This is a genomic window from Pseudomonas sp. ATCC 13867 (assembly GCF_000349845.1).
Lineage (GTDB): Bacteria > Pseudomonadota > Gammaproteobacteria > Pseudomonadales > Pseudomonadaceae > Pseudomonas.
Map to the genome: position 1 here is coordinate 847,473 of NC_020829.1, position 19,808 is coordinate 867,280.

General features: G+C 61.8%; 17 protein-coding genes. 7 read left to right on the plus strand and 10 right to left on the minus strand.

Annotation, left to right across the window (positions count from 1 at the left end):
* The first annotated feature begins 567 nt into the window (after positions 1 to 567).
* The 6 genes from H681_RS03960 (at position 568) to H681_RS27200 (ending at position 8,785) form a co-directional block, all read left to right on the plus strand.
* Positions 568 to 1,086 carry an Hcp family type VI secretion system effector gene (locus tag H681_RS03960; protein WP_015475543.1) on the plus strand — a complete coding sequence of 173 codons (519 nt, stop codon included), beginning with the start codon at positions 568 to 570 and terminating at the stop codon, positions 1,084 to 1,086.
* Positions 1,087 to 1,217: 131 nt separating this feature from the next.
* On the plus strand, positions 1,218 to 3,272 hold the full coding sequence (gene tssI, locus H681_RS03965) for a type VI secretion system Vgr family protein (RefSeq protein WP_015475544.1): 2,055 nt from the start codon (positions 1,218 to 1,220) through the stop codon (positions 3,270 to 3,272).
* Positions 3,269 to 3,835 carry a DUF4123 domain-containing protein gene (locus H681_RS03970; RefSeq protein ID WP_015475545.1) on the plus strand — a complete coding sequence of 189 codons (567 nt, stop codon included), beginning with the start codon at positions 3,269 to 3,271 and terminating at the stop codon, positions 3,833 to 3,835. Before tssI ends, H681_RS03970 begins: the two co-directional genes overlap by 4 nt.
* Entirely contained in the window at positions 3,835 to 6,540 is a 2,706-nt protein-coding gene (locus H681_RS03975; protein WP_015475546.1) for a toxin VasX, read from the plus strand. The genes H681_RS03970 and H681_RS03975 overlap by 1 nt, the downstream gene beginning before the upstream one ends.
* The gene (locus H681_RS26815; RefSeq protein ID WP_015475547.1) at positions 6,537 to 7,487 is read left to right on the plus strand and encodes a DUF6708 domain-containing protein; all 951 of its coding nucleotides are present in this window, start codon (positions 6,537 to 6,539) and stop codon (positions 7,485 to 7,487) included. The genes H681_RS03975 and H681_RS26815 overlap by 4 nt, the downstream gene beginning before the upstream one ends.
* Before the next feature lie 665 nt (positions 7,488 to 8,152).
* Positions 8,153 to 8,785 (plus strand): hypothetical protein, encoded by a 633-nt coding sequence (locus H681_RS27200; protein ID WP_041711715.1) that lies wholly within the window; start codon positions 8,153 to 8,155, stop codon positions 8,783 to 8,785.
* Between the two features lie 909 nt (positions 8,786 to 9,694).
* On the opposite strand, the gene H681_RS03995 is transcribed toward H681_RS27200, so the two are convergent.
* The 8 genes from H681_RS03995 to H681_RS04030 form a co-directional block, all read right to left on the minus strand.
* Entirely contained in the window at positions 9,695 to 11,032 is a 1,338-nt protein-coding gene (locus H681_RS03995) for a carbohydrate porin (protein WP_041711716.1), read from the minus strand.
* A gap of 99 nt (positions 11,033 to 11,131) precedes the next feature.
* Positions 11,132 to 12,361, minus strand: coding sequence for an L-fucose:H+ symporter permease (fucP, locus tag H681_RS04000; protein WP_015475550.1), 1,230 nt, complete (start codon positions 12,359 to 12,361; stop codon positions 11,132 to 11,134).
* A 63-nt stretch (positions 12,362 to 12,424) separates the two neighbouring features.
* Positions 12,425 to 12,781: an L-rhamnose mutarotase gene (locus H681_RS04005; RefSeq protein WP_015475551.1), complete on the minus strand. Its 357-nt coding sequence runs from the start codon at positions 12,779 to 12,781 to the stop codon at positions 12,425 to 12,427.
* Positions 12,778 to 13,554 (minus strand): SDR family oxidoreductase, encoded by a 777-nt coding sequence (locus H681_RS04010; protein ID WP_015475552.1) that lies wholly within the window; start codon positions 13,552 to 13,554, stop codon positions 12,778 to 12,780. Before H681_RS04010 ends, H681_RS04005 begins: the two co-directional genes overlap by 4 nt.
* Positions 13,551 to 14,399: an amidohydrolase family protein gene (locus H681_RS04015; protein ID WP_015475553.1), complete on the minus strand. Its 849-nt coding sequence runs from the start codon at positions 14,397 to 14,399 to the stop codon at positions 13,551 to 13,553. The genes H681_RS04010 and H681_RS04015 overlap by 4 nt, the downstream gene beginning before the upstream one ends.
* Positions 14,400 to 14,452: 53 nt before the next feature.
* Positions 14,453 to 15,745, minus strand: coding sequence for an L-fuconate dehydratase (locus H681_RS04020; protein WP_015475554.1), 1,293 nt, complete (start codon positions 15,743 to 15,745; stop codon positions 14,453 to 14,455).
* 242 nt (positions 15,746 to 15,987) lie between these two features.
* Complete coding sequence (locus H681_RS04025; protein ID WP_015475555.1) at positions 15,988 to 16,833, minus strand: fumarylacetoacetate hydrolase family protein; 846 nt, start codon at positions 16,831 to 16,833, stop codon at positions 15,988 to 15,990.
* 21 nt (positions 16,834 to 16,854) lie between these two features.
* On the minus strand, positions 16,855 to 17,595 hold the full coding sequence (locus H681_RS04030) for an SDR family oxidoreductase (RefSeq protein ID WP_015475556.1): 741 nt from the start codon (positions 17,593 to 17,595) through the stop codon (positions 16,855 to 16,857).
* 221 nt (positions 17,596 to 17,816) lie between these two features.
* Here H681_RS04030 and H681_RS04035 point away from each other — a divergent pair, with 221 nt between their 5' ends.
* Positions 17,817 to 18,581 carry a FadR/GntR family transcriptional regulator gene (locus H681_RS04035; protein ID WP_015475557.1) on the plus strand — a complete coding sequence of 255 codons (765 nt, stop codon included), beginning with the start codon at positions 17,817 to 17,819 and terminating at the stop codon, positions 18,579 to 18,581.
* A gap of 81 nt (positions 18,582 to 18,662) precedes the next feature.
* Here the strand turns inward: H681_RS04035 and H681_RS27085 are convergent, their stop codons facing one another.
* Together H681_RS27085 and ppa are read right to left on the minus strand one after the other, a co-directional pair.
* Positions 18,663 to 18,812: a menaquinone-specific isochorismate synthase gene (locus tag H681_RS27085; protein ID WP_015475558.1), complete on the minus strand. Its 150-nt coding sequence runs from the start codon at positions 18,810 to 18,812 to the stop codon at positions 18,663 to 18,665.
* A gap of 428 nt (positions 18,813 to 19,240) precedes the next feature.
* Entirely contained in the window at positions 19,241 to 19,771 is a 531-nt protein-coding gene (ppa, locus tag H681_RS04040; protein ID WP_015475559.1) for an inorganic diphosphatase, read from the minus strand.
* Positions 19,772 to 19,808 lie beyond the last annotated feature (37 nt).

Sequence of the window (19,808 nt, forward strand, 5' to 3'; positions counted from 1 at the left end):
TACTGCGGTGCGCATAGTGCAGTTTTTTGCACATGATGGCGTGTAAGATATTTGCTATTTTATCTGTAGTCCTGCGGTGCTTCACATAATGACTGTGAGCGCTTTGGCAAAGTGCCAGTATTTGAGTGATGGCTCTAGGACGGTGCTTGCAGCGATCTTCAGATGATTTTTGATGGTCTGAGCCAGCCCTGATTTCATGATTTGCCTTCTTGAGAATGTATGGATCAGGGCGGTTGTAATAATTCTTCTGCTCGTCTTCTGAAGAGAATCATGTGGGTTGTTCTGTGCAACTTTCTGCCAGCCGGTTGGGTGTCTTATCAGGTCGCCGATCAGTGTTTTCGGGGCCTCTCGGGGGTATGGCAAAAAGTTGCACAGCTGTCGGCAAGTTATTGCTAGAAAGTTAAGATTTTAAGGCGGAAAACCTGAAGATATTGTTTGTGATAACTCTGGATCGCTAGTGTTCAGGCGCTTTCGATCTTTCTGGCATGCAACTTGTTAGAGGCTTGGTTACCCACGGTGTCATGTGACCCCTGGGCCCATCACTTCATCATGGCAAGGAGCGCTTTCATGCCAACACCCGCGTATCTGTCCCTCGAAGGCACCAAGCAAGGCCTGATCACCGCCGGCACCTTCACCGAGGACTCGGTCGGCAACATCTTCCAGGAAGGTCACGAAGACCAGGTTCTGGTTCAGGCCTTCAACCACCAGGTCATCATTCCGCGTGACCCGCAGTCCGGCCAGCCGACCGGTCAGCGCGTGCACAAGCCGCTGATGATCACCAAGGTTTTCGACAAGTCCTCGCCGCTGATCTTCAACGCCCTGACCTCCGGCGAGCGTCTGAACAAGTGCCGCCTGGAGTGGTACCGCACCTCCTCCACCGGTACCCAGGAGCACTACTTCACCATCGAGCTGGAAGATGCGGTGATCGTCGACGTGCAGTCGCGCATGCCGAACTGCCAGGACCCGAACATGGCGCACTTCACTCACCTGGAAGACGTCTACTTCACCTACCGCAAGATCGTCTGGACCCACGAAGTCTCCGGCACCTCCGGCTCCGACGACTGGCGCACCCCGATCTCTGCCTGATCCGCAGCGATCGACGTCCCACGCATCGGCCAGGCTTTCCTGGCCGGTGCTCTTTACCGGCCCGCGTTACCGGCATGCCCCCGCCAGGATGGCAGCTCGGATGACCGGCCACCTGCGCAGAGGAACAGCGGATGTTCGCCCCGGCCAACCAGACTCATTTCAGCCTGAGCATCGAAGACGCCAGCAGCGATCTGCAGGTGCTCGAGTTCACCGGGCGAGAGGCCCTGAACCAGCCCTTTCACTTCGAACTCGAACTGGTCAGCGACAACCCTGCGCTGGAGCTGGAAAGCCTGCTGCACAAGGCCGCCTACCTGGCCATCGGGCAGGATGGAGCCGGCATTCATGGCCAGGTCTACCGGGTGTCCCAGGGCGAGTCCGGCAAGCGCCTGACCCGCTACCAGGTCAGCCTGGTGCCGCGCCTGGCCTACCTGGCCCATCGCTTCAACCAGCGGATATTCCAGCAACTGAGCGTGCCGCAGATCATCGGCAAGGTACTGGAAGAGCATGGCATCCTCGCCGACGCCTATCGCTTCCAGCTCGGCCCGACCGTCTATCCCAAGCGTGACTATTGCACGCAGTACGACGAGTCCGACCTGCACTTCATTCAGCGCCTGTGCGAAGAGGAGGGCATTCACTACCACTTCGAGCACAGCGCCCAGCAGCACTTGCTGGTCTTCGGCGACGACCAGACCTGCTTCCCGAAACTGGCCCCACTGGCCTACCAGCAGGATTCCGGCCTGGTGGCCGACGTACCGGTGGTCCGCCGCTTCGGCCAGCGCCTGGAAACCCGCACCAGCCGCACGACCCGCCGCGACTACCATTTCGAGAAGCCTCGGCTCGACCTCGAAAGCGCCGCCCGCAGCGACGTCAAGCCGGACCTCGAAGACTACGACTACCCCGGCCGCTTCACCGACCGCGAGCGCGGCAAGCACCTCAGCCAGCGCGCGCTGGAGCGCCACCGCAGCGACTTCGTCCTCTGCGAAGGGCGCAGTGACCAGCCCAGCCTGCGCAGCGGGCATTTCCTCTCGTTGACCGGGCACCCGCGCGCCGACTGGAACGACCTCTGGCTGCTCACCGAAATCCACCACGAAGGCAAGCAGCCCCAGGTGCTGGAAGAATCCATCAGCAGTGACACCACCGAGCTCAAGGACGACTTCCATCAGGGCTATCGCAACCGTTTCGCCGCCACGCCTTGGAACGTGCCCTATCGCCCGCCGCTGGAGCATCCGAAGCCGCGCATCCTCGGCAGCCAGAGCGCCGTAGTGACCGGTCCCGCCGGGGAGGAAATTCATTGCGACCCGTACGGCCGGGTCAAGGTGCAGTTCTTCTGGGACCGCGAGGGGCAGGCCGACGACAAGACCAGTTGCTGGCTGCGTGTCGCCTCCAGTTGGGCCGGCAAGCAGTTCGGCGCCATCGCCATTCCGCGCGTGGGTATGGAGGTGCTGGTCAGTTTCCTCGAGGGTGATCCGGACCAGCCGCTGGTATCCGGCTGCCTCTACCATGCCGAGAATCAGGTGCCGTACGAGCTGCCGGCGAACAAGACCCGCAGCCTGTTCAAGACCAACAGCTACCCTGGCGGCGATGGTTTCAACGAACTGCGTATCGAGGACCGCAAGGGCCAGGAGCAGATATTCGTCCACGCCCAGCGCGACTGGGACGAGAACATCGAGCACGACCAGCGCATCCGCATCGGCCATGAACGCCACGACACGGTCGAGGCGAACACCTACAGCGAGTTCAGGGCCGAAGAGCACCACACCACCCACGGCGACCGCAAGGTCGAACTGCGCAGCGACGATCATCTCACCGTCGGTAACAACCAGCACCTCAAGATCGGCACCGGCCAGTTCGTCGAGGCCGGCCAGGAGATTCATCTGTCCGGCGGCCTGAAAGTGGTGATGGAAGCGGGCAGCGAACTGACGCTCAAGGCCGGCGGCAGCTTCGTCAAGCTGGATGCCGGCGGCATCACGCTCAGCGGCGCCACGGTGAAGGTGAACAGTGGCGGCAGTCCCGGAAGCGGGGCGCCGGCGGTGCCGTTGTTGCCGGGGCCATTGCAGCAGGCGGATGCGGACAAGCCCGGACTTCCCCTTGAGGCGTTGGTGAAGCAGATGCTGGTATTCAGACAAAGTCGGTCTGGCATTTGTGAGGTGTGTGAAGCCGCCAAGGCGCAGGGAGCACAAGGATGAGCGACAAGCATTTTTCGGGAGCCCTGTTGTTGGACGGAGCGGCTTTCGACGACGTAACGCGGTGGACCTATGACCATTATTCCGACGTTACTCCGCTACTCCTGTTTCGCGGGACCGATTACGCGCCAATCGCCGAGGCGGGACCTGTCCTTATCGGCACCTCACCGGGCAGTCCAATCCATCGCCACTGGCAGTCAGGTAGCAACGGGCTTTCGGATGCGGTTTGGCTGGAAAGCACGACGCCGACGCAGGTGCTCTTCGCATCGCTGCAAAGACGCTCGCGCGTGTTGGCTCCGGATGGACGCGAATTCTGGCTTCGGCTGGGGATTGCTGGTCCATTGCGCAACGCATGGAAAGCAGGGCTGCAATGGCCGGATGGCTTCTGGTACGGGGTTAGCCGGGTCTGGCTGCATCACGAGGGGATCACGCATTGTGCCTGGGACAATCCAATACCTCGATTCGACTGTACACGGCCAACCACTAACCCGTTGGAGGCGCAATTAGTTCTCGACTGGCCCCTGCTCCAGGCTCTTTCAGTGACTGATCCACAGGAGGTGGACTAATGGCCGCTACCAACAACTTCAAGCCTGCAGCATGTCCGCTGTTGAGTGCCGTCTGGCCGGTGAGGTATGCAATCGGTACGACTCCTGCCGTCGATACTTCCGCCTTCTCCTTGCCGCCCCTGACGGGCAACTTCCCGCCGTTGGGCGATGCCTATGGCGGCGGGGCGGGGCAACCGCTGAACTACACCGCGAGATTGCTGAGGGACGGTTGGCTTTATGTCTGGCAACAAGGACAAAAACGCTTGCTGGAGTATCAGGTCAAGGCCGCTCAACTGACGGAAACGCCTCGCGGCGGAAAAGTCATTGATGCCAGCGCCCGTCCTTATCTTCTGGCTCCTGCCGGCGCACCGCTAGGCCTTGTCTGGTCTCCTGCACAGTGGAGCGATGCACAGTTCAATGCGACAAAAAACGATTCCAAGGTTCGCCAGCGGATCATGCGAACCCTGACGCCCGGCGCGGCCCCGTTCAGTGGAAAACCCGAGGCAATACGCTCTTCCCTGGGCGATTACCTGTTGCCCAAAGGCTTCCTGTGGAGCTGCGAGGCATCCTCCAAGGCGCCGATCTGGGAGCGAACCTTGGCTGATATGGGGCGTTGCGAGCAGCAGGCTTATGCAGTGGTGGACGACGCATGGGGGGTGTTGCTCGATCTGGCCTCATTGCTGCGGTTGCGCAAAACCGGATTCGATGCGTTTCGTACCCAGCACTCCGAAGAGTGGGCGATCGCCGATGTACTCAAGCAACTCAGCGACAGCGACGGTCAGTTGCGCAAGAACATGCCGAGCATGACCCGCTACGACAAACTCCAGGCTGCCTGGAAGCAGCAGCAGGATGAAGAGGCCGCCTATACGGCCGACATGCGTCGTCTGGCCGGGCTCTGGGTAAGTTGGTTCGAGACGTTGGGTCAGAAGACTCCGGCGAGTCTTGAAACGGCGTGCGGCCACTTCGATATTAGCCAGCCGGAGGCCCGCGCCTTGCTGGAGGCTAATTTCGCAGCTGGCTGTCTGGGGCCCGCAGAGACTTCCCTGGGGGTAAAGTCTCTGACCAGTGCACTGGACTACTCCACGCTCGGTGGCGCAAAACCTTGGTTGCTCTGGGCAGTCCTGGGACTCTACGAGCGCGCGAGCGTGCCTGAACTCAAGACGCTGCTCGATACCGGGGACAACCTCAACGACAACCTTGGCGCCACGACTCAGTCCGGTGCTCAGATGGGGCGCGCATTGGCCTTCACGGCGATGATCAACCATGCCGCCAACAAGCTCTCTCAACGAAAGCTGGCCGATGCTTCGGAGGCGTTGCTCATCGCGCTATCGCCGGTGGCAGGTGTGTATCTGCACAACGCCAATGGTGAGCAACCATTGAATGCTGCGGCCAAGGCGTTCATGGTGGCTTCTCTTGCGCGTAGTGGCCAGAGGCTTGCCGTACATGCCGCCGAGCCGCGCCAGATCGGCGAGTGGTTCAGCGAGCAGATGGGAACCCGCTCCCAGCTACCGAAGAAATTCAAACTCACACCGCTGGCGGGAGCGGTGAAGGAAGCGCTGCCGTTCTTCCATCTGGTTCCGGCTCAGGCGGCGCAGACGGCCAAGTTGCTGCCTTTGAATTCGCAACTGGCCGCAGTCCATCCTCGGGATTTGCTTAGTATGAGTAAGGAGGCTGTGAATCGGGCTCCGCTCAAATGTCTACTAGTGATGATGGCCGGGTGGAATCTGACAGTGAGCGGTAAGCAGCTCTATGATTCGGCCTCGGTTAAGGGGCTGTTCAATGCTGCTAGTAGTGGCTTTGGGGTGCTTTCCGCTGGGAGTGCGACTCTCCAAAAGGTTGTTGAGCTGAACTGGGAGGCCGCGGTAAAGGCTTCAGGAAAAATGTCAGTCTCCGCCCAAGTGACCTTGGCCAATGCGCTGGGAGTAGGGGCTGGCACTCTGGCCTTGCAAGGCATCGTTTCTGGATTGGATACCGTAATCTACGGCATGGAAGTGCTGGAGGCTTATCGCGCCGGCGATCTCGACACCGCAGCGATCAATGCCGGGCTGGCAGTTGCCTCTGCCGCCAACCTGACGCTGATGGTACAGGCCTTCCGGGCTTACCGTGCTGCTCGTGCCGCAGTTCTAGCCGGAGAGGCCGTAGCCATGGCGCGAGGGCTTGGTGTAATGCCCCATCTTGCGCCGAAGGCGCTGGGTCTGGCGCTGACAATTTTTGCGGGTGTATTTGTTCGCCTTTATACAAAGGACACCCCCTTGGAAGCGTGGGTAAAAGGCACCCGCTTCGGCACGAGCCCTGCCGAGTGGGCAGGCAGCTACACCAAGTGCATGCTGGAGTTCTACAAAGTGGTGTTCCCGGTAAGTTTTGACGCTTATCGTCTCAATGAGCTCAATCCCTATACCGGAATGGTGCAAAGCACTTACCTGCTTCTACGCCTCCCCGGGCAAGTATCGTTGACTGATGAAATGATCCACTTCAAAGGGGAAGAAGTCTGGGGCGGCTTTTTTGGCTTCGGTAGTCGAAAGAAGTCCGTTGAGTGGAGCGGCAGCGATTTTGACCTGCATGGCGGGACTCGCGTACACACTGAACCGGGCGTAGCGACGTACCGACGTGTCTATCACGAGGAAAAAGGGCAGGAGCTCAATCAGATCAATGGGCAACTCACTTATTATCCTGTCCCAGGGATGGCCTTGCCGCCGATTACCATCGAGGAAGCTGCGTGGATATGAGTTTCAGCCAATTGCTACAGCAAGCTCGTTTGAAGTTCGGCCCAAACCCGATGGAGATTCTGGCGGCCAATCAGCCTACTGGCGAGACCCCGATGGAGTTGTTTCTGGTTGAACAGCACTCTCCCGAGTATCTGGCGATCAGCACTGGAGGGGAGTCGGATAGAGGTCTCCTAACCGGGGTGATGGGCGGAGGCAGCCTAATGGTTTGCGGTGGACTATCGCTTGCCATGATCCTCGGTGGAAAGTGGTATGCCTTATCGCTGCTGCTAGCTCTTGGTCTTCCGATGTTCCTGATTCCTTTTGCTTGGGAAACTCTGCGGCCCTTGTCGCTTCCTATCATCTTCAATCGCCGCACTCGTGAGGTTTATTTCGAGCAAGGCGACGTGCTCTATCACACGCCATGGGACGATATCCGTGCGATAGCCGGCGAGTTCATGATTGTCGGCCCACAGATGGGTGGTATGCGTTGCGCCTCACTGGAGGTGCTGATGCACCGCTTCGAGCATCCCCAGGAGCAGATTCTGGTCAGCCTCGGGTTGCCAATGGGCAAGACGCTATCGCTGCAGAAGAGCCTCTGGGAATACATCCGGGCTTATATGAACAACGGTCCGTGGTTCGACAAGGACGGCCAGCACAGCGAGTCCGATGCCTACGTGAAGAGCCTGTTGTCAGTGCGGATCAAACGTACCGACTGGCACAAATACACTCTGGAGAAAATCCGCAAGGACAAGAGTGAAAATCAGGGTAAGAACTATCTGGGCGGACTGGATGCTGCAATGCTGATTGGCAACCTGTTCTTCTATCCCATTAATTGGGTTCACGAATTCACCAATCGTGTCGCTAAGCGTCGTCCTCGTAAGGGATGGCCGGAAGTGGTGCGGGAGCGTCTCCGTCCTGATGGTCCTACTACTCGGCTGATCGATCTTGAGCATCAAACGCCTGATTGATTTCTCAGTAGTTGCCGCCCCTGATGACGTCTTATTCCGCCAACTGTCGGCAATTTGCTTTGCCAGGGAATTACGGAGTTCAAAGCGTGAGTGCACAGGAATCCTGCACCCTCTACGGTCCAGCGGCACATCGTGCCAAGAGCATCCCATCGCTGGCGCCTGCCGTCGATGAGCCGAGCGGCGTTTTCGACATTCCGCTGAAGTGGGGACATTACGCCAGGCTGGACTCGCCCGTAGAGAACCAACTGCAATTGGAGGACGGTAAACACTTGCTCTATGAGAAGCAGGAGAAGGACGGGAGACCACTGCTCTCACCTTGCGACGCCGAGCGCTGGCGCTTCGACAACACAGGGTCGACGATCATTCCCAAACTGATCTTTCTGCTCAAACTGGCCTGCGCTGGTTTCCCTTGGGTTTGCTGGAGTGTCAAGGTCGCGATGATTCTCCGTGAGCAGAACGCAGGGTGGGAGTCGCTGGCCACGTTCATTGGAGTGGCCGGAGCGTTCCTGGGAATTGCATTGATGGGTGCGCGAAGGCTCTACGCCTTGCTGGCTTTATCCTTGGGAGCGCTGCTTACGGCCTCTTTCATTGCGTGGCAGCAACAGGCTCTTGGGGGCTATTGGTCCGAGCAGTCGGCTTTCTGGTGGGGTGTAGCTCTAGGTCTGATGGGGGGCGTCGGCACAGATGCCTTGATGACCCTGTACGCCTTCTGCTACCGCCACGACGGCAGCGAATTTAACCGCCGCGACGGCATGCTGCGCATGGCCCGCAGCTGGTGGCGCAAGCCCTTCGTGGCGCCCTTCTACGAATTCGACCCCACGCTGCAACTGCAGATTCTGCCCCACGGTGGCCGGGACTACGTGCTGTGGCTGCGGCACCGCTACACCAGCAACAAGCTCTGCCTGGCGTTCAAGATCCACAGCCTGGGCCTGGACCGGGAAAACACCCTGGCCGTCTGGGACACCCTGCAGCGCTACATGGACGTCGAACAGCCGCTGCCGGACCTGCCCATCCTGGAACAGAGCCGCCATCTTGATCCGGTTACCGCTGCCCACGATGCGGCCATCCAGCGTCCGCCCCGCTACTGGCGCAACATCGATGCCAAGGCCTGGTCGCGGGGAGCGGGGCGGGACCTGCGTGCCAAGGTGGCGGCTTATCCCTGGCAGCAGGAACCCTGTATCCGCGAGCCCCATGTCGCCCCGCAACTCAGCGTCGAAGCCTATTACCGAAGCCAGGAGGCCAAGGGTATCGTCGCGACGCCCAAAGGGGATGATTTCGACGATATCCATCGTGGCTGAGTGGTCTATGACGGCCGCCTGAGCGTCAATAGCCCGGTTGCTGATCCCCTGATGCTCTGCCACCAGCTTGAGCATCCTCAGCGATTCGAACGGCGCATCCACCACGAACCAGTTCGCCAGCCACGATGGCAGGTTGCCGCCGGGTTCGCCGCGCATCTGGTAGGTGACTTCGGTGAGCTTCGAACTCCGGGGAGCATCCGCCAGGAGCCGGGCAGTACCGGCACGCGGATACGGCCTTGCACCGGCAGGATGTAGTCTGGCGCCGCCTGCAGGTGGCGACTCATGCCGCCGTCCGGGGTTTCTTCGGTGGTCACCTGTAGCACCGGGTCGAGGGGCCCGCGGGTCAGGGGAGCTTGGGGTCCAGGTAACCCAGATGGCTTCGTCGCTGTACTTGAGCAGGCGCATCCGCGCTCAGGCATAGAGCGGCTCCCCAGGGTGGCGACATCGGCCTTCACCAGGGTAACGCCACGGAAACTCTTGTAGCGCGAGCCGAGCTCCGTGCTGAGGAGACGTGGACGCCATGCGCTTCTTTCGCCTATTTCGATCTGCCCGACCATCGCCAGTTAAAAAGTCAGCGTGTAATCGCGCTGACCACGGCGCACACCGTCTGCCATAGGAGTTGTCCGCTGTGATCAACTGAATCCCCGCAAGCTCGATTGCCGGAGCCTTGGCAGTTACACCACCTCCTGGGACGCGATCCAACTGGATGGCATGATTCAGTGGCTGCATGAGGATTTGGGGCAAGGTTCGTACCGCCACCGTGGGCTGAAGCTGCCGAAACGCAATAACCCAGCAGATGCATGAGCGGACCAGCGAGCGCCATCCGGATAGCGTCGCTGGTCTGCGCTTATCGTTCTCGCCGTATACCTACGGCTGGAGAGGCGTCGCCGGTTGCCTGCCTCGGTGGCCTCAGAACGTACTGCTGAATTTCAGGCCCGCGACCCAGGCATCGTCGATCTCCTTTACGCCACCGGGGTAGCGGACGTACTGAAGGTTCGGGCGGATGGTCAACCAGTTGGTGGCATGGATACCGTAGAACAATTCGGCGTTGTACTCGTCATGCGGGAGCGGCAGGTAGCGAGGGTCGGAGTAGTCGGAGACGCCGTTGACCTGATTGGCGATGGCCTGGCGCTGGCGATAGTCGGAGCTGGCGTGGATTTGCGAGAAGCCCAGGCCCAGAGTGTCCTTGGGACGGGCATCGAAGGGGCCGGCGTAGGTCGCGCCGAACTGGATGAAGCGACTGATGGGATTGCTTTCCTCGTCATGCACCGTGAGGTTGGCGAACAGGCTGAGCCCGCGGGCGTTGCTACCACCGCGCGAAGTGATCTGCTGTTGCGCCACCAACCAGTAGGCCCGTTTGCTGCTGTGCTGGCGGAAGTCGCCGCCGCTCAGTGGCTGCGGGCGGCCATCGGTGCCTTCGAGCACGTCATCGGCATCGGCGCTGCTGTGGAAGGCACCGATCCGATACTCGCCAGGCAGCCCGGCGAAACTGGGCTTCCACAGCAGCTCCACGGGAATCAGCGTGCCTTTGGTACCGCTGCCGCTGAGTTTGAAGCCGTTGCCGGTTTCCAGGTTGGAGGGGTTTTGCTCGTAGGCGCCGATCTGCACGAACCATTGGGGAGCGAACTCATACTTGATCCGCAGGCCCCACTGGCTGACCGGCCAGTTGTACCAGACGCCGCCATCCCAGGCGCCAATCTGCGAGCCGCAGAACGCGAGGTTCTGGAAATCGCAGGGGAAGCTGTTGAAGTCTTCCGCCTCGCCCATGCGCCCGGCCTTGATATCCAGGCGGTCGTCGAAGAAGCGTCTGCTCATCCACATCTGCGTCAGCCGCCAGGTCTGGCCGCGCCCGTAGACTTCCTGCACCTGGCTGAAGCCGGCGGCGCGGGGGTCGTTGATGCGATCGCTGGAGAGGCTGTTGCCATTGCGCTCGGTGACGGTCAACTGAAAGTCCGTGGCGTTCCAGCCGAAGATCTTTTGCAGGTCGAGGTGCGTACCCAGGGTTACCTGATCGGTGTAGCGGGCGGTGCGGTCGTTATCGTAGCCGCCGCCGAGGTTGGCCGCCGCCTCGCCGGTGTAGCCGAAGGTGAAGTCGTAGCCCTGTTCGAGCAGCTTGCTGCGTGTTCCACCCCAGTCGCCGAGCATCCACGGCGAGTCGCTGGAAAAGGCTTCGGCGGCATGCAGGGGCAAGGCGCCGATCAGTAGGCCGAATGAGGTTAGCAAAGGTAGTACGGGTAGTTTTTTCATTATTGTTCCCTGGGTCTTATGGGCATGAGCCGTTTTTACAGACAGCCGGCTCCCTGGCCTGTCGTAGAGGCCGGACCTGGTCATTGTGTCGAGGGGGAGTCAGTGCGCCCGGTGGCTCCAGCCGAACCAGGCGACGATGGCGAAACATGCCAGCGGCAGGCTATAGGCGGCTGCGGTATTCATCTGGTCGGCGATGCTGCCCATCAGATAAGGCATCAGGGCTCCGCCGACGATGGCCATGATCATGAACGAACTGGCGCGCTTGGTATGTGGGCCGAGGTTCTTGAGCCCTATCGCGAAGATGGTCGGGAACATGATCGACATGAAGAAGAACAGGGCGATCAGGGCGATCACCGCCGCGCCGTCGACACCCGCTACGACCAGCCCGCAGAGCGCCATGCTGATCAAGGCGTATATCGTCAGGAGGCGTGCCGCCGCGATGTAGCCCATCAGCCAGGTGGTGAAGAAGCGCCCGAACATGAAGCTGAGCATGGCCATCGACAACAGGAAAGAGGCTTTCTGGCTGCCGATGCCGGCCCAGTGCTCGGTGACGTAGTTGATGAAGAACGCACCGACACCGACCTGGGCCGCGACATAGAAGAATTGCGTGGCCACCCCGGCGACGAAGTGCTTGTGCTGCCAGAGCGTACGGCTGCTGGAGGTCTGTGGGCCGTCTTCGTTGCCGCGGATATCCGGCAGCGAGGTACGCGCGATGGCCACGGCGATGAGCAGTACCAGGGCGGCGATCAGCAGGTAGGTCAGCTTGACCGAGCCTAGGTCTTGCGACGGCTGGGTTTCTGTCGTGGAGAAGAACAGCATGCCGCCGATCAGTGGGCCGAAGAATTGCCCCAGCCCATTGAACGACTGCGACAGATTGAGGCGGCGCTCGGCGCTATCGGCTTCGCCCAGGACGGTAACGTAGGGGTTGGCCGCCGTTTCCAGGCAGCCCAGGCCGCAGGCGATGACGAACAAGGCGAAGAGGAACAGTGGGAAGCTCGCCACGCTGGCGGCCGGCATGAACAGCAGGGCCCCCGCCGCGTAAAGGCACAGGCCAACGAGGATACCGGCCTTGTAGCCATGCTTGTCCATGAAGATCCCGACAGGCAGGGCGACGAGGAAGTAGGCACCGAAATAGGCGGCCTGGAGCAGGCCGGATTGCGCCTTGTTGACATGCAGCGCCTCCTGGAAGTGTTTGTTGAGCACATCCAGCAGGCCGTACGACAGTCCCCACATGAAGAAGAGGCTGGTGATCAGAATGAAGGCCCAACGATACGGGTTTGCAGTGCGGCTGGCCGATAGGCGGCCGGTAAGACTCGGGTCGTTGCTCATGATGCTGTCTCGCGTTGTTATTGTTTCGAGCATGATGCGTGGGGCTGGAGGCCAGGCCGTGGGTCAAGGTGGCGCCTGGGGCTGTTCGGCCAGACTGAAGATGCAGTCCATTGGCACCCACTTCTGCCCCGGGGCATTCCAGGGCGTGGATCTCTGGTAGCGCCACATGAGCGTCTCCCATTCCTGGATGCGTGGAGAATTGGCGCTGGCCTGGTCGAGAGCCTGGAAACTGAAGCGCTCGCTCACCTCCATGACCATGAACAGGCGGGTGCCCAACTGCCAGATCTGCATGTCCAGGACGCCATTGGCGCGCAGGTTGGCGGCCACCTCCGGCCAGATACGCTGGTGCGCCTGCCGGTATTGCGCGATCAGCTGCGGATCGTCGGCCAGGTCCAGCGCCAGGCAATGCCGCTGGCTCATGTCAGTGCCCGGTCCAGGTGGGTGTAGCCGCCGTCCACCACCAGCCATTGCCCGGTGGTGTGCGAGGCGCGGGAGGACAGCAGGAACAGAACGCTGTCGGCGATTTCCTCGGCGGTGGTCATGCGCCTGCCCAGCGGGATCTTGCTGACGATGGAGTCGAGCTTGGCCTGCGGGTCGTCGAAGCTGTCGATCCAGCGGCGGTACAACGGCGTCATGACTTCCGCCGGGACCACGGCGTTGACCCGGATGCCATCCTCCAGCAGCGAGGTGGCCCATTCGCGGGTCAGGGCCAGTTGCGCACCCTTGGCGGCCGTGTAGCCACTGGTGCCACCCTGGCCGGTGAGCGCGGTCTTGGAGCTGATGTTGACGATGGCGCCGCGGCTGGCGCGCAGGGCCGGCAGGCAGAAGTGCGCCATCAGGTAGTAGTGGATGAGATTCTTCTCCAGGGAATGCATGAAGGCGCTACGTCCGGCCTCGAGGTCGACGCCATCGTTGATGCCGGCATTGTTGACCAGGCCATCGATGTGACCGAAGCGCTCCAGGGTCTGCTCGACCGCTGCGCGGCAGGAGTCTTCGTCACGCAGCTCGGTGCGGATGAACAGCGCCTGCGCTTGCAGGGCGTCCAGGCGCTGGGCGAACTCGGCCTTCGGCTCGCTGTGGCCGAGGATCACCGGAATCGCGCCCTCGGCGGCCAGGCCCAGAGAGATGGCCGCGCCGATGCCCGAAGCACCACCGGTGACTATCACCACCTTGTCGTTCAATTGCAGATTCATCGTGTTTCTCCGAATTCGTAGAGGCGGCAGGCGGTGCCTCCGCTAATGGCCGCGCGCTCGTCCGTGCTCAACTCGTCGAGCAGGCTGCGTTGCAGCTCGATGACCTGTGCGTAGTCGGCGGCCAGCAAACACACCGGCCAGTCCGAAGCCAGCAGCAGGCGGTGTGGGCCGAAAAGCTCCAGGGCGATCTCGAGATAGGGCCTGAGCTGTGCCGTTGACCAGCCCTGCCAGTCGGCCTCGGTGACCAGGCCGGAGAGCTTGCAGGCCACGTGCGGTAGCTCCGCCAGAGGGGCGATCCGGCGTCGCCACTGGTCCGGCGACTCATGGCCGAGGTCGGGTTTGCCCAGGTGGTCGAGCACCAGCCAATGGGCAGCGTGGCGGCGACAGAAGTCGGCAGCGGCGGCCAGGTCCCTGGCGTGGACCAGCAGTTCGTAGACATAGCCGTGTGCTTGCAGGAGCGCCACGCCGCGATTGGCGGCGGCGTCCTCCAGCCAGGCGGATGGCGATGGCTCGTCTTGTACCTGGTGGCGAAAGCCACGCAGGAGCGGGTTCGTGCTCCAGCGCTGCAATTGACTGGCCAGGCCTGGCGAGCGCAGATCGGCCCAGCCGACCACCGCGCGTATCCAGGGGCTGTTGGCGGCGAGCGCCAGGAGTTCGTCGGTCTCCTCGCTGTCGGCGCGGGCCTGCACGGCGATGGAGCCATCCAGGCCGTGTGCGGCGAGCAAGGGCGCCAGATGCTCGGGCAAATAGTCCTGGCGTAGTTGCGGCATGTGCGCGCCGATCCAGCGATAGCGGGCTGGGTCAAAGCGCCAGAAGTGCTGATGGGCGTCGATACGGGGCGTCATTGTTGTTCTGTTCCCGAACAGGGCCTGCGAGGCCCTGTTGCATCAAGAGCTCATTAGGTCGGTTGGATGGCGGGGCGCCGACGATACTGTTCCCGCGACGCACGCTTCATGGTGATCGAGAAGCCTGGCGCCTGCGGCGGCATGTACGCGGCAGCGCGGACGACGCAGGGATCTTCGAAGTGCTCGTGGAGGTGGTCCACGTACTCGATCACGCGGCCCTCGCGGGTGCCGGAGATGCACAGGTAGTCGATCATCGACAGGTGCTGGACGTACTCGCACAGGCCCACGCCGCCGGCGTGCGGGCATACCGGCAAGTCGTACTTGGCCGCCATCAGCAGCACCGCCAGGACTTCGTTGACCCCGCCCAGGCGGCAGGAGTCGATCTGCACCACGTCGATGGCGCCGCGCATGATGAACTGCTTGAAGAGGATGCGGTTCTGGCACATCTCGCCGGTGGCGACCTTCACCGGGGCGACGCCCTCGCGGATGACCCGGTGGCCTTCCACATCGTCGGGGCTGGTGGGTTCCTCGATGAACCAGGGTTTGGCGAAGGCCAGCTCGCGCACCCAGTCCACCGCCTGGCCGACTTCCCAGACCTGGTTGGCGTCGATCATCAGGTTGCGCTGCGGGCCGATGACTTCGCGGGCGATGCGTACCCGGCGGATATCGTCGTCGAGGTCGCGGCCGACCTTGAGCTTGATGTGCGAGAAGCCAGCGTCCACCGCCTCCTGGCACAGGCGGCGGAGCTTCTCGTCCGAGTAACCGAGCCAGCCGGCGGAGGTGGTGTAGCAGGGGTAGCCTTCGTCCTGCAGGACCTGGATGCGCTCGTCCTTGCCGTGGGCGCGCTCGCGCAGCAGTTCGAGGGCTTCCTCGGCGGTGATGCAGTCGGTGAGGTAGCGGAAGTCGACGCAGCGCACCAGTTCCTCTGGGCTCATGTCCGCTACCAGGCGCCACAACGGCTTGCCCTCGGCCTTGGCCCAGAGGTCCCAGGCAGCGTTGACCACGGCACCGGTGGCCAGGTGGATGGCGCCCTTGTCCGGGCCGATCCAGCGTAACTGGCTGTCGCTGGTGACATGGCGCCAGAAGCGTCCCATATCGGCGGCGATCCATTCCAGCTCCAGGCCGACCAGCAATGGTTCCAGGGCGGCGATGGCGGTGCAGCAGATTTCGTTGCCGCGGCCGATGGTGAAGGTCAGGCCGTGGCCTTCCAGGCCGGGGGTGTCGGTTTCCAGGATGACATAGGCGGCGGAGTAGTCCGGGTCCGGATTCATCGCGTCGGAGCCGTCCAGGGCGAGCGAAGTGGGGAAGCGGATGTCCTCGACGCGAACGCGGGTAATGCGGGTCATGTAGGTGCTCTCTCTTTGAACCTGTCTAGGCTCTGCTGTGCGCTGGCGGAACTGCATTGGAAACAGGCTCGGAAAGCCGCTTTTGGCTAACGCACTTCAGTGCGGCCCCGTGGGGGCTCGCGAAGCGAGTACGTGCCATTTACAACTCGTAGACTCCGTGTCCTCGCCTTGTTCCGCTCTAGCTCGCGAGACCGTAAACAGGTTCTTGTTCTGGTACGGCCGGCAGCGTGCCGACCGCTGGGTCAGTCGGCTTGTACCGTGCGCTGGTTCTGTTCGCCCAGGCCATCGATACCCAGGCGCATGTGCTGGCCAGGGCGCAGATAGACTGGAGGCTTCAGGCCCAGACCAACGCCCGGTGGGGTCCCGGTGGAGATCACGTCGCCCGGTTGCAGGCTCATGAAGCGACTGAGGTAGGCGATGATCTGCGGTACCCGGAAGATCATGGTGCGGGTATTGCCGTTCTGGTAGCGCTTGCCGTCGACTTCCAGCCAGATGTCCAGCTGGTGCGGGTCGGTGATCTCGTCGGCGGTCACCAGCCACGGACCGAGCGGGCCGAAGGTATCGCAGCCCTTGCCCTTGTCCCAGGTGCCGCCGCGTTCCAACTGGTACTCACGCTCGGAGATATCGTTGATCACGCAATAACCGGCCACATGCTCCAGCGCCCGGCGTTCGTCGATGTAGTGGCCGCCACGGCCGATCACCACGCCCAGTTCCACTTCCCAGTCGGTCTTGGTCGACTGGCGGGGGATTTCCACGTCATCGTCGGGGCCGCAGATGGCACTGGTCCACTTGTTGAATATCACCGGCTCGGCGGGCACTTCCATGCCCGATTCGGCGGCATGGTCGGCATAGTTCAGGCCGATGCAGATGAACTTGCCGACCTGGCCGACGCAGGCGCCGAGGCGCGGCGTCCCATCCACCAGCGGCAGGCTTCGCGGATCGAGCTGGCGCAGGCCGTCGAGACCCTCCGGGGTCAGCACGTTACCGGCGATATCACCGATGTGCTGGGAAAGGTCGCGGAGCCGGCCGTCCGCGTCGAGCAGTCCGGGGCGTTCGGCGCCCTTGGCGCCATATCGTAGAAGTTTCATCGGGTCACTCCACAGATTGGGTCAGTTGCTCCAGCCGCCATCGATGACCTGCACGGTCCCGGTGGTGAAGGCCGAGGCGTCGGCAGCGAGGTACAGCGCCAACTGGGCGATTTCCTCGGGCGTGCCGATGCGCCCCAAGGGCTGGCGGCCGACGAAGCTGGCGTAGACATCACTCTCGCTACGCGACTCCGCGAGGGCTTGCGCAGCGATGCGCTGGCGCAGGGAGGGCGACTCGACGGTGCCGGGGCAGATGGCGTTGCAGCGAATGCCTTGGCCGATGTAGTCCGCGGCAATGGCCTTGCTCATGCCGATCACCGCGGCCTTGCTCGCACAGTAGGCGAAGCGATTGGGCACGCCTTTCACGCTGGATGCCACCGAGGCCATGTTGATGATCGAGCCGGCGCCCTTGGCCAGCATGCCGGGGAGGAAAGCACGGATCATGCGGTACATGGCGTTGACGTTGAGTTCGAAAGAGAAATTCCAGTCTTTCTCATCGCACTCGAGAATCGTGCCGCTGTGCACATAGCCGGCGCAGTTGAACAGCACATCGATCTGGCCCACGCGCTGAGCGAGCGCAACGATGGCCTGGGGATCGGTGACATCGAGGATTTCCTGCTGGGCGCCGGCCAGGCTGGCGAGAGCGTCGCCGTTGACATCGGTCGCGATCACTTCGGCACCGGCGGCAAGGAAGGCTTCGGCGCTGGCGCGGCCGATGCCCTGAGCTGCGGCGGTAAGGAGAACCCTTTTACCGGCAAGGTCCATACTGACTCCTGATATTTATTATTAATGGATCAAAGGTCAGGCCATTTGAGGTGCGGCAAGCCCCGGATTCTGGCTTCATCTTTGCTATGATGACTCGGACTCCAGGGCTCAATGGCCTGACCATTGAGCCAATAGTTAGCACGTGAAAAATATTCCTACAAGTTCAGGCATAGAAATTTTTCGCCGATGAGTCGTCACACACTTGCCTGTCGAGTCTCTAGATGCCATTACAAGTTGTTGATAACAAAAGACTTTACCGTCAGATAGCCGACCAGCTCAGAGCCTTGATCGAAAGTGGCGAGTTTCCACCCGGCAGCCGCTTGCCTGCCGAGCGTGATTTGGCCAAGCAGCTTGGCGTCAGTCGCGCTTCGGTGCGCGAGGCGCTGATCGCCCTGGAGGTCATTGGCCTGGTGGATGTGCGCGTCGGCAACGGGGTGATCGTCTGTGAACCGCCGATGGAACTGGTCGATGCTCCCGTGATGGAGTTGGCTTCACGTGATCAGTGGCGCGAGATCGACCCGGAACTGGGTATAGAGGTCGACTTCAACGCGGAAATCCCCCCGTTCTCACTGTTGCAGGCGCGCCGCCTGGTCGAGCCCGAATGCGCGGCATTGGCGGCGGAGCTGGCGAGCGACGAGGAGCTTCGGGGGATTCGCGAGGCGTTCGAACGCAACGTCGAGGATAACCTCGGGCGTTCCCAGACCCACCCAGGGGACCGGCTCTTCCACATCCGTATCGCCCAGGCGAGCGGCAATCCAGCGTATGGCCTGTTGATCCAGCATTTGCTCGGGCACCGTTACGGCTCGATGTTCCAGCGCCTGCAAGCTCACTACACGCCAGAGGACATGCCGCACCGCTCGGAAAACGAGCACCGCAGGATACTCGATGCCATCGAGCGCCGAGACCCGGAAGCGGCGCGTATCTCGATGCAAGCCCACCTGGATACGGTGATTCGTATCTTCATGCGCGGACAGGTGGGGCGATAAGGTGGAGAATGCCGTTTCTCCAGCATGGGAAACGGCATTTTCCTTGAACGAAAGTGCGGGTCCGGTGCTTCGTCGTGGCTATTACGACTCGATCTCCAGGGCGTGAAAAATGCTGCGCCGCTTGGCCTCGCTCTCTTCGTCCCCGTTCTCGGGCCCTGAGTTCTCGACAATGCCGCAGCCGGCGAACAGGTGGCGATGCCGCTCGTGCAGAATGGGCGAGCGCAAGGCCACCAGGAAGTCGCCATTGCCCTCGGCGTCGGGGAGCGGCGGCCGAAACCTTCGTGCTGGCGAATGAGGTCCAGGGCCTGGGAAGAGGGACCTCTCACCTTACCCACACCTTCACCCACACTTTGGCGATGGATTCTGCCAGTCTTCGTCGGATGTCTCGAGACAATGCTAGGCCTCAAGCCCTTGATTTTATAGAGCCTTATGGCTGCCAGTGGATTTCCGTAGGCATTAAAAAAGCCGGCTTGTGGCCGGCTTTCAGGGGGTGGTCCAACCTTACTTCTGGTACGGCGGACCGCCTTGATTCTGTGGCAGCGCAGCGAGCTGCGTGCGGGGCGCAGATGGTAGCAAAGTCGGGACGAAAAGCCTAATCCCGGTCATGAAAAAGCCCCGCCTGGGCGGGGCTCTTCACGGCGCGGTCACCCGCGCCACCATCACTTGGCCTGGAAGGCAGCGACGGCCTTGTTGATGTAGTCGTGGGCCTGGGCGGTGTCGCCCCAGCCTTCGACCTTCACCCACTTGCCCTTCTCGAGATCCTTGTAGTTCTCGAAGAAGTGCTTGATCTGTTCCAGCAGCAGGGCCGGCAGGTCGGTGTATTCCTTCACGTCCTTGTACAGGACGCTCAGCTTGTCGTGCGGTACGGCGATCAGCTTGGCGTCGCCGCCGGCTTCGTCGCTCATGTTCAGCACGCCAACCGGACGGGCGCGGATCACGGAGCCCGGAGCGACCGGGTAGGGGGTCACGACCAGCACGTCCAGAGGGTCGCCGTCGTCGGCCAGGGTGTTCGGGATGAAGCCGTAGTTGGCCGGGTAGAACATCGGGGTGGCCATGAACCGGTCGACGAACAGGCAGTCGGTGTCCTTGTCGATTTCGTACTTGATCGGCGCGTGGTTGGCCGGGATCTCGATGGCGACGTAAATGTCGTTCGGCAGGTCTTTGCCAGCCGGGATGCTGCTGTAGCTCATGGACGACTCCAGGGGGTTGTCGGGCCGAAAAAGTGCG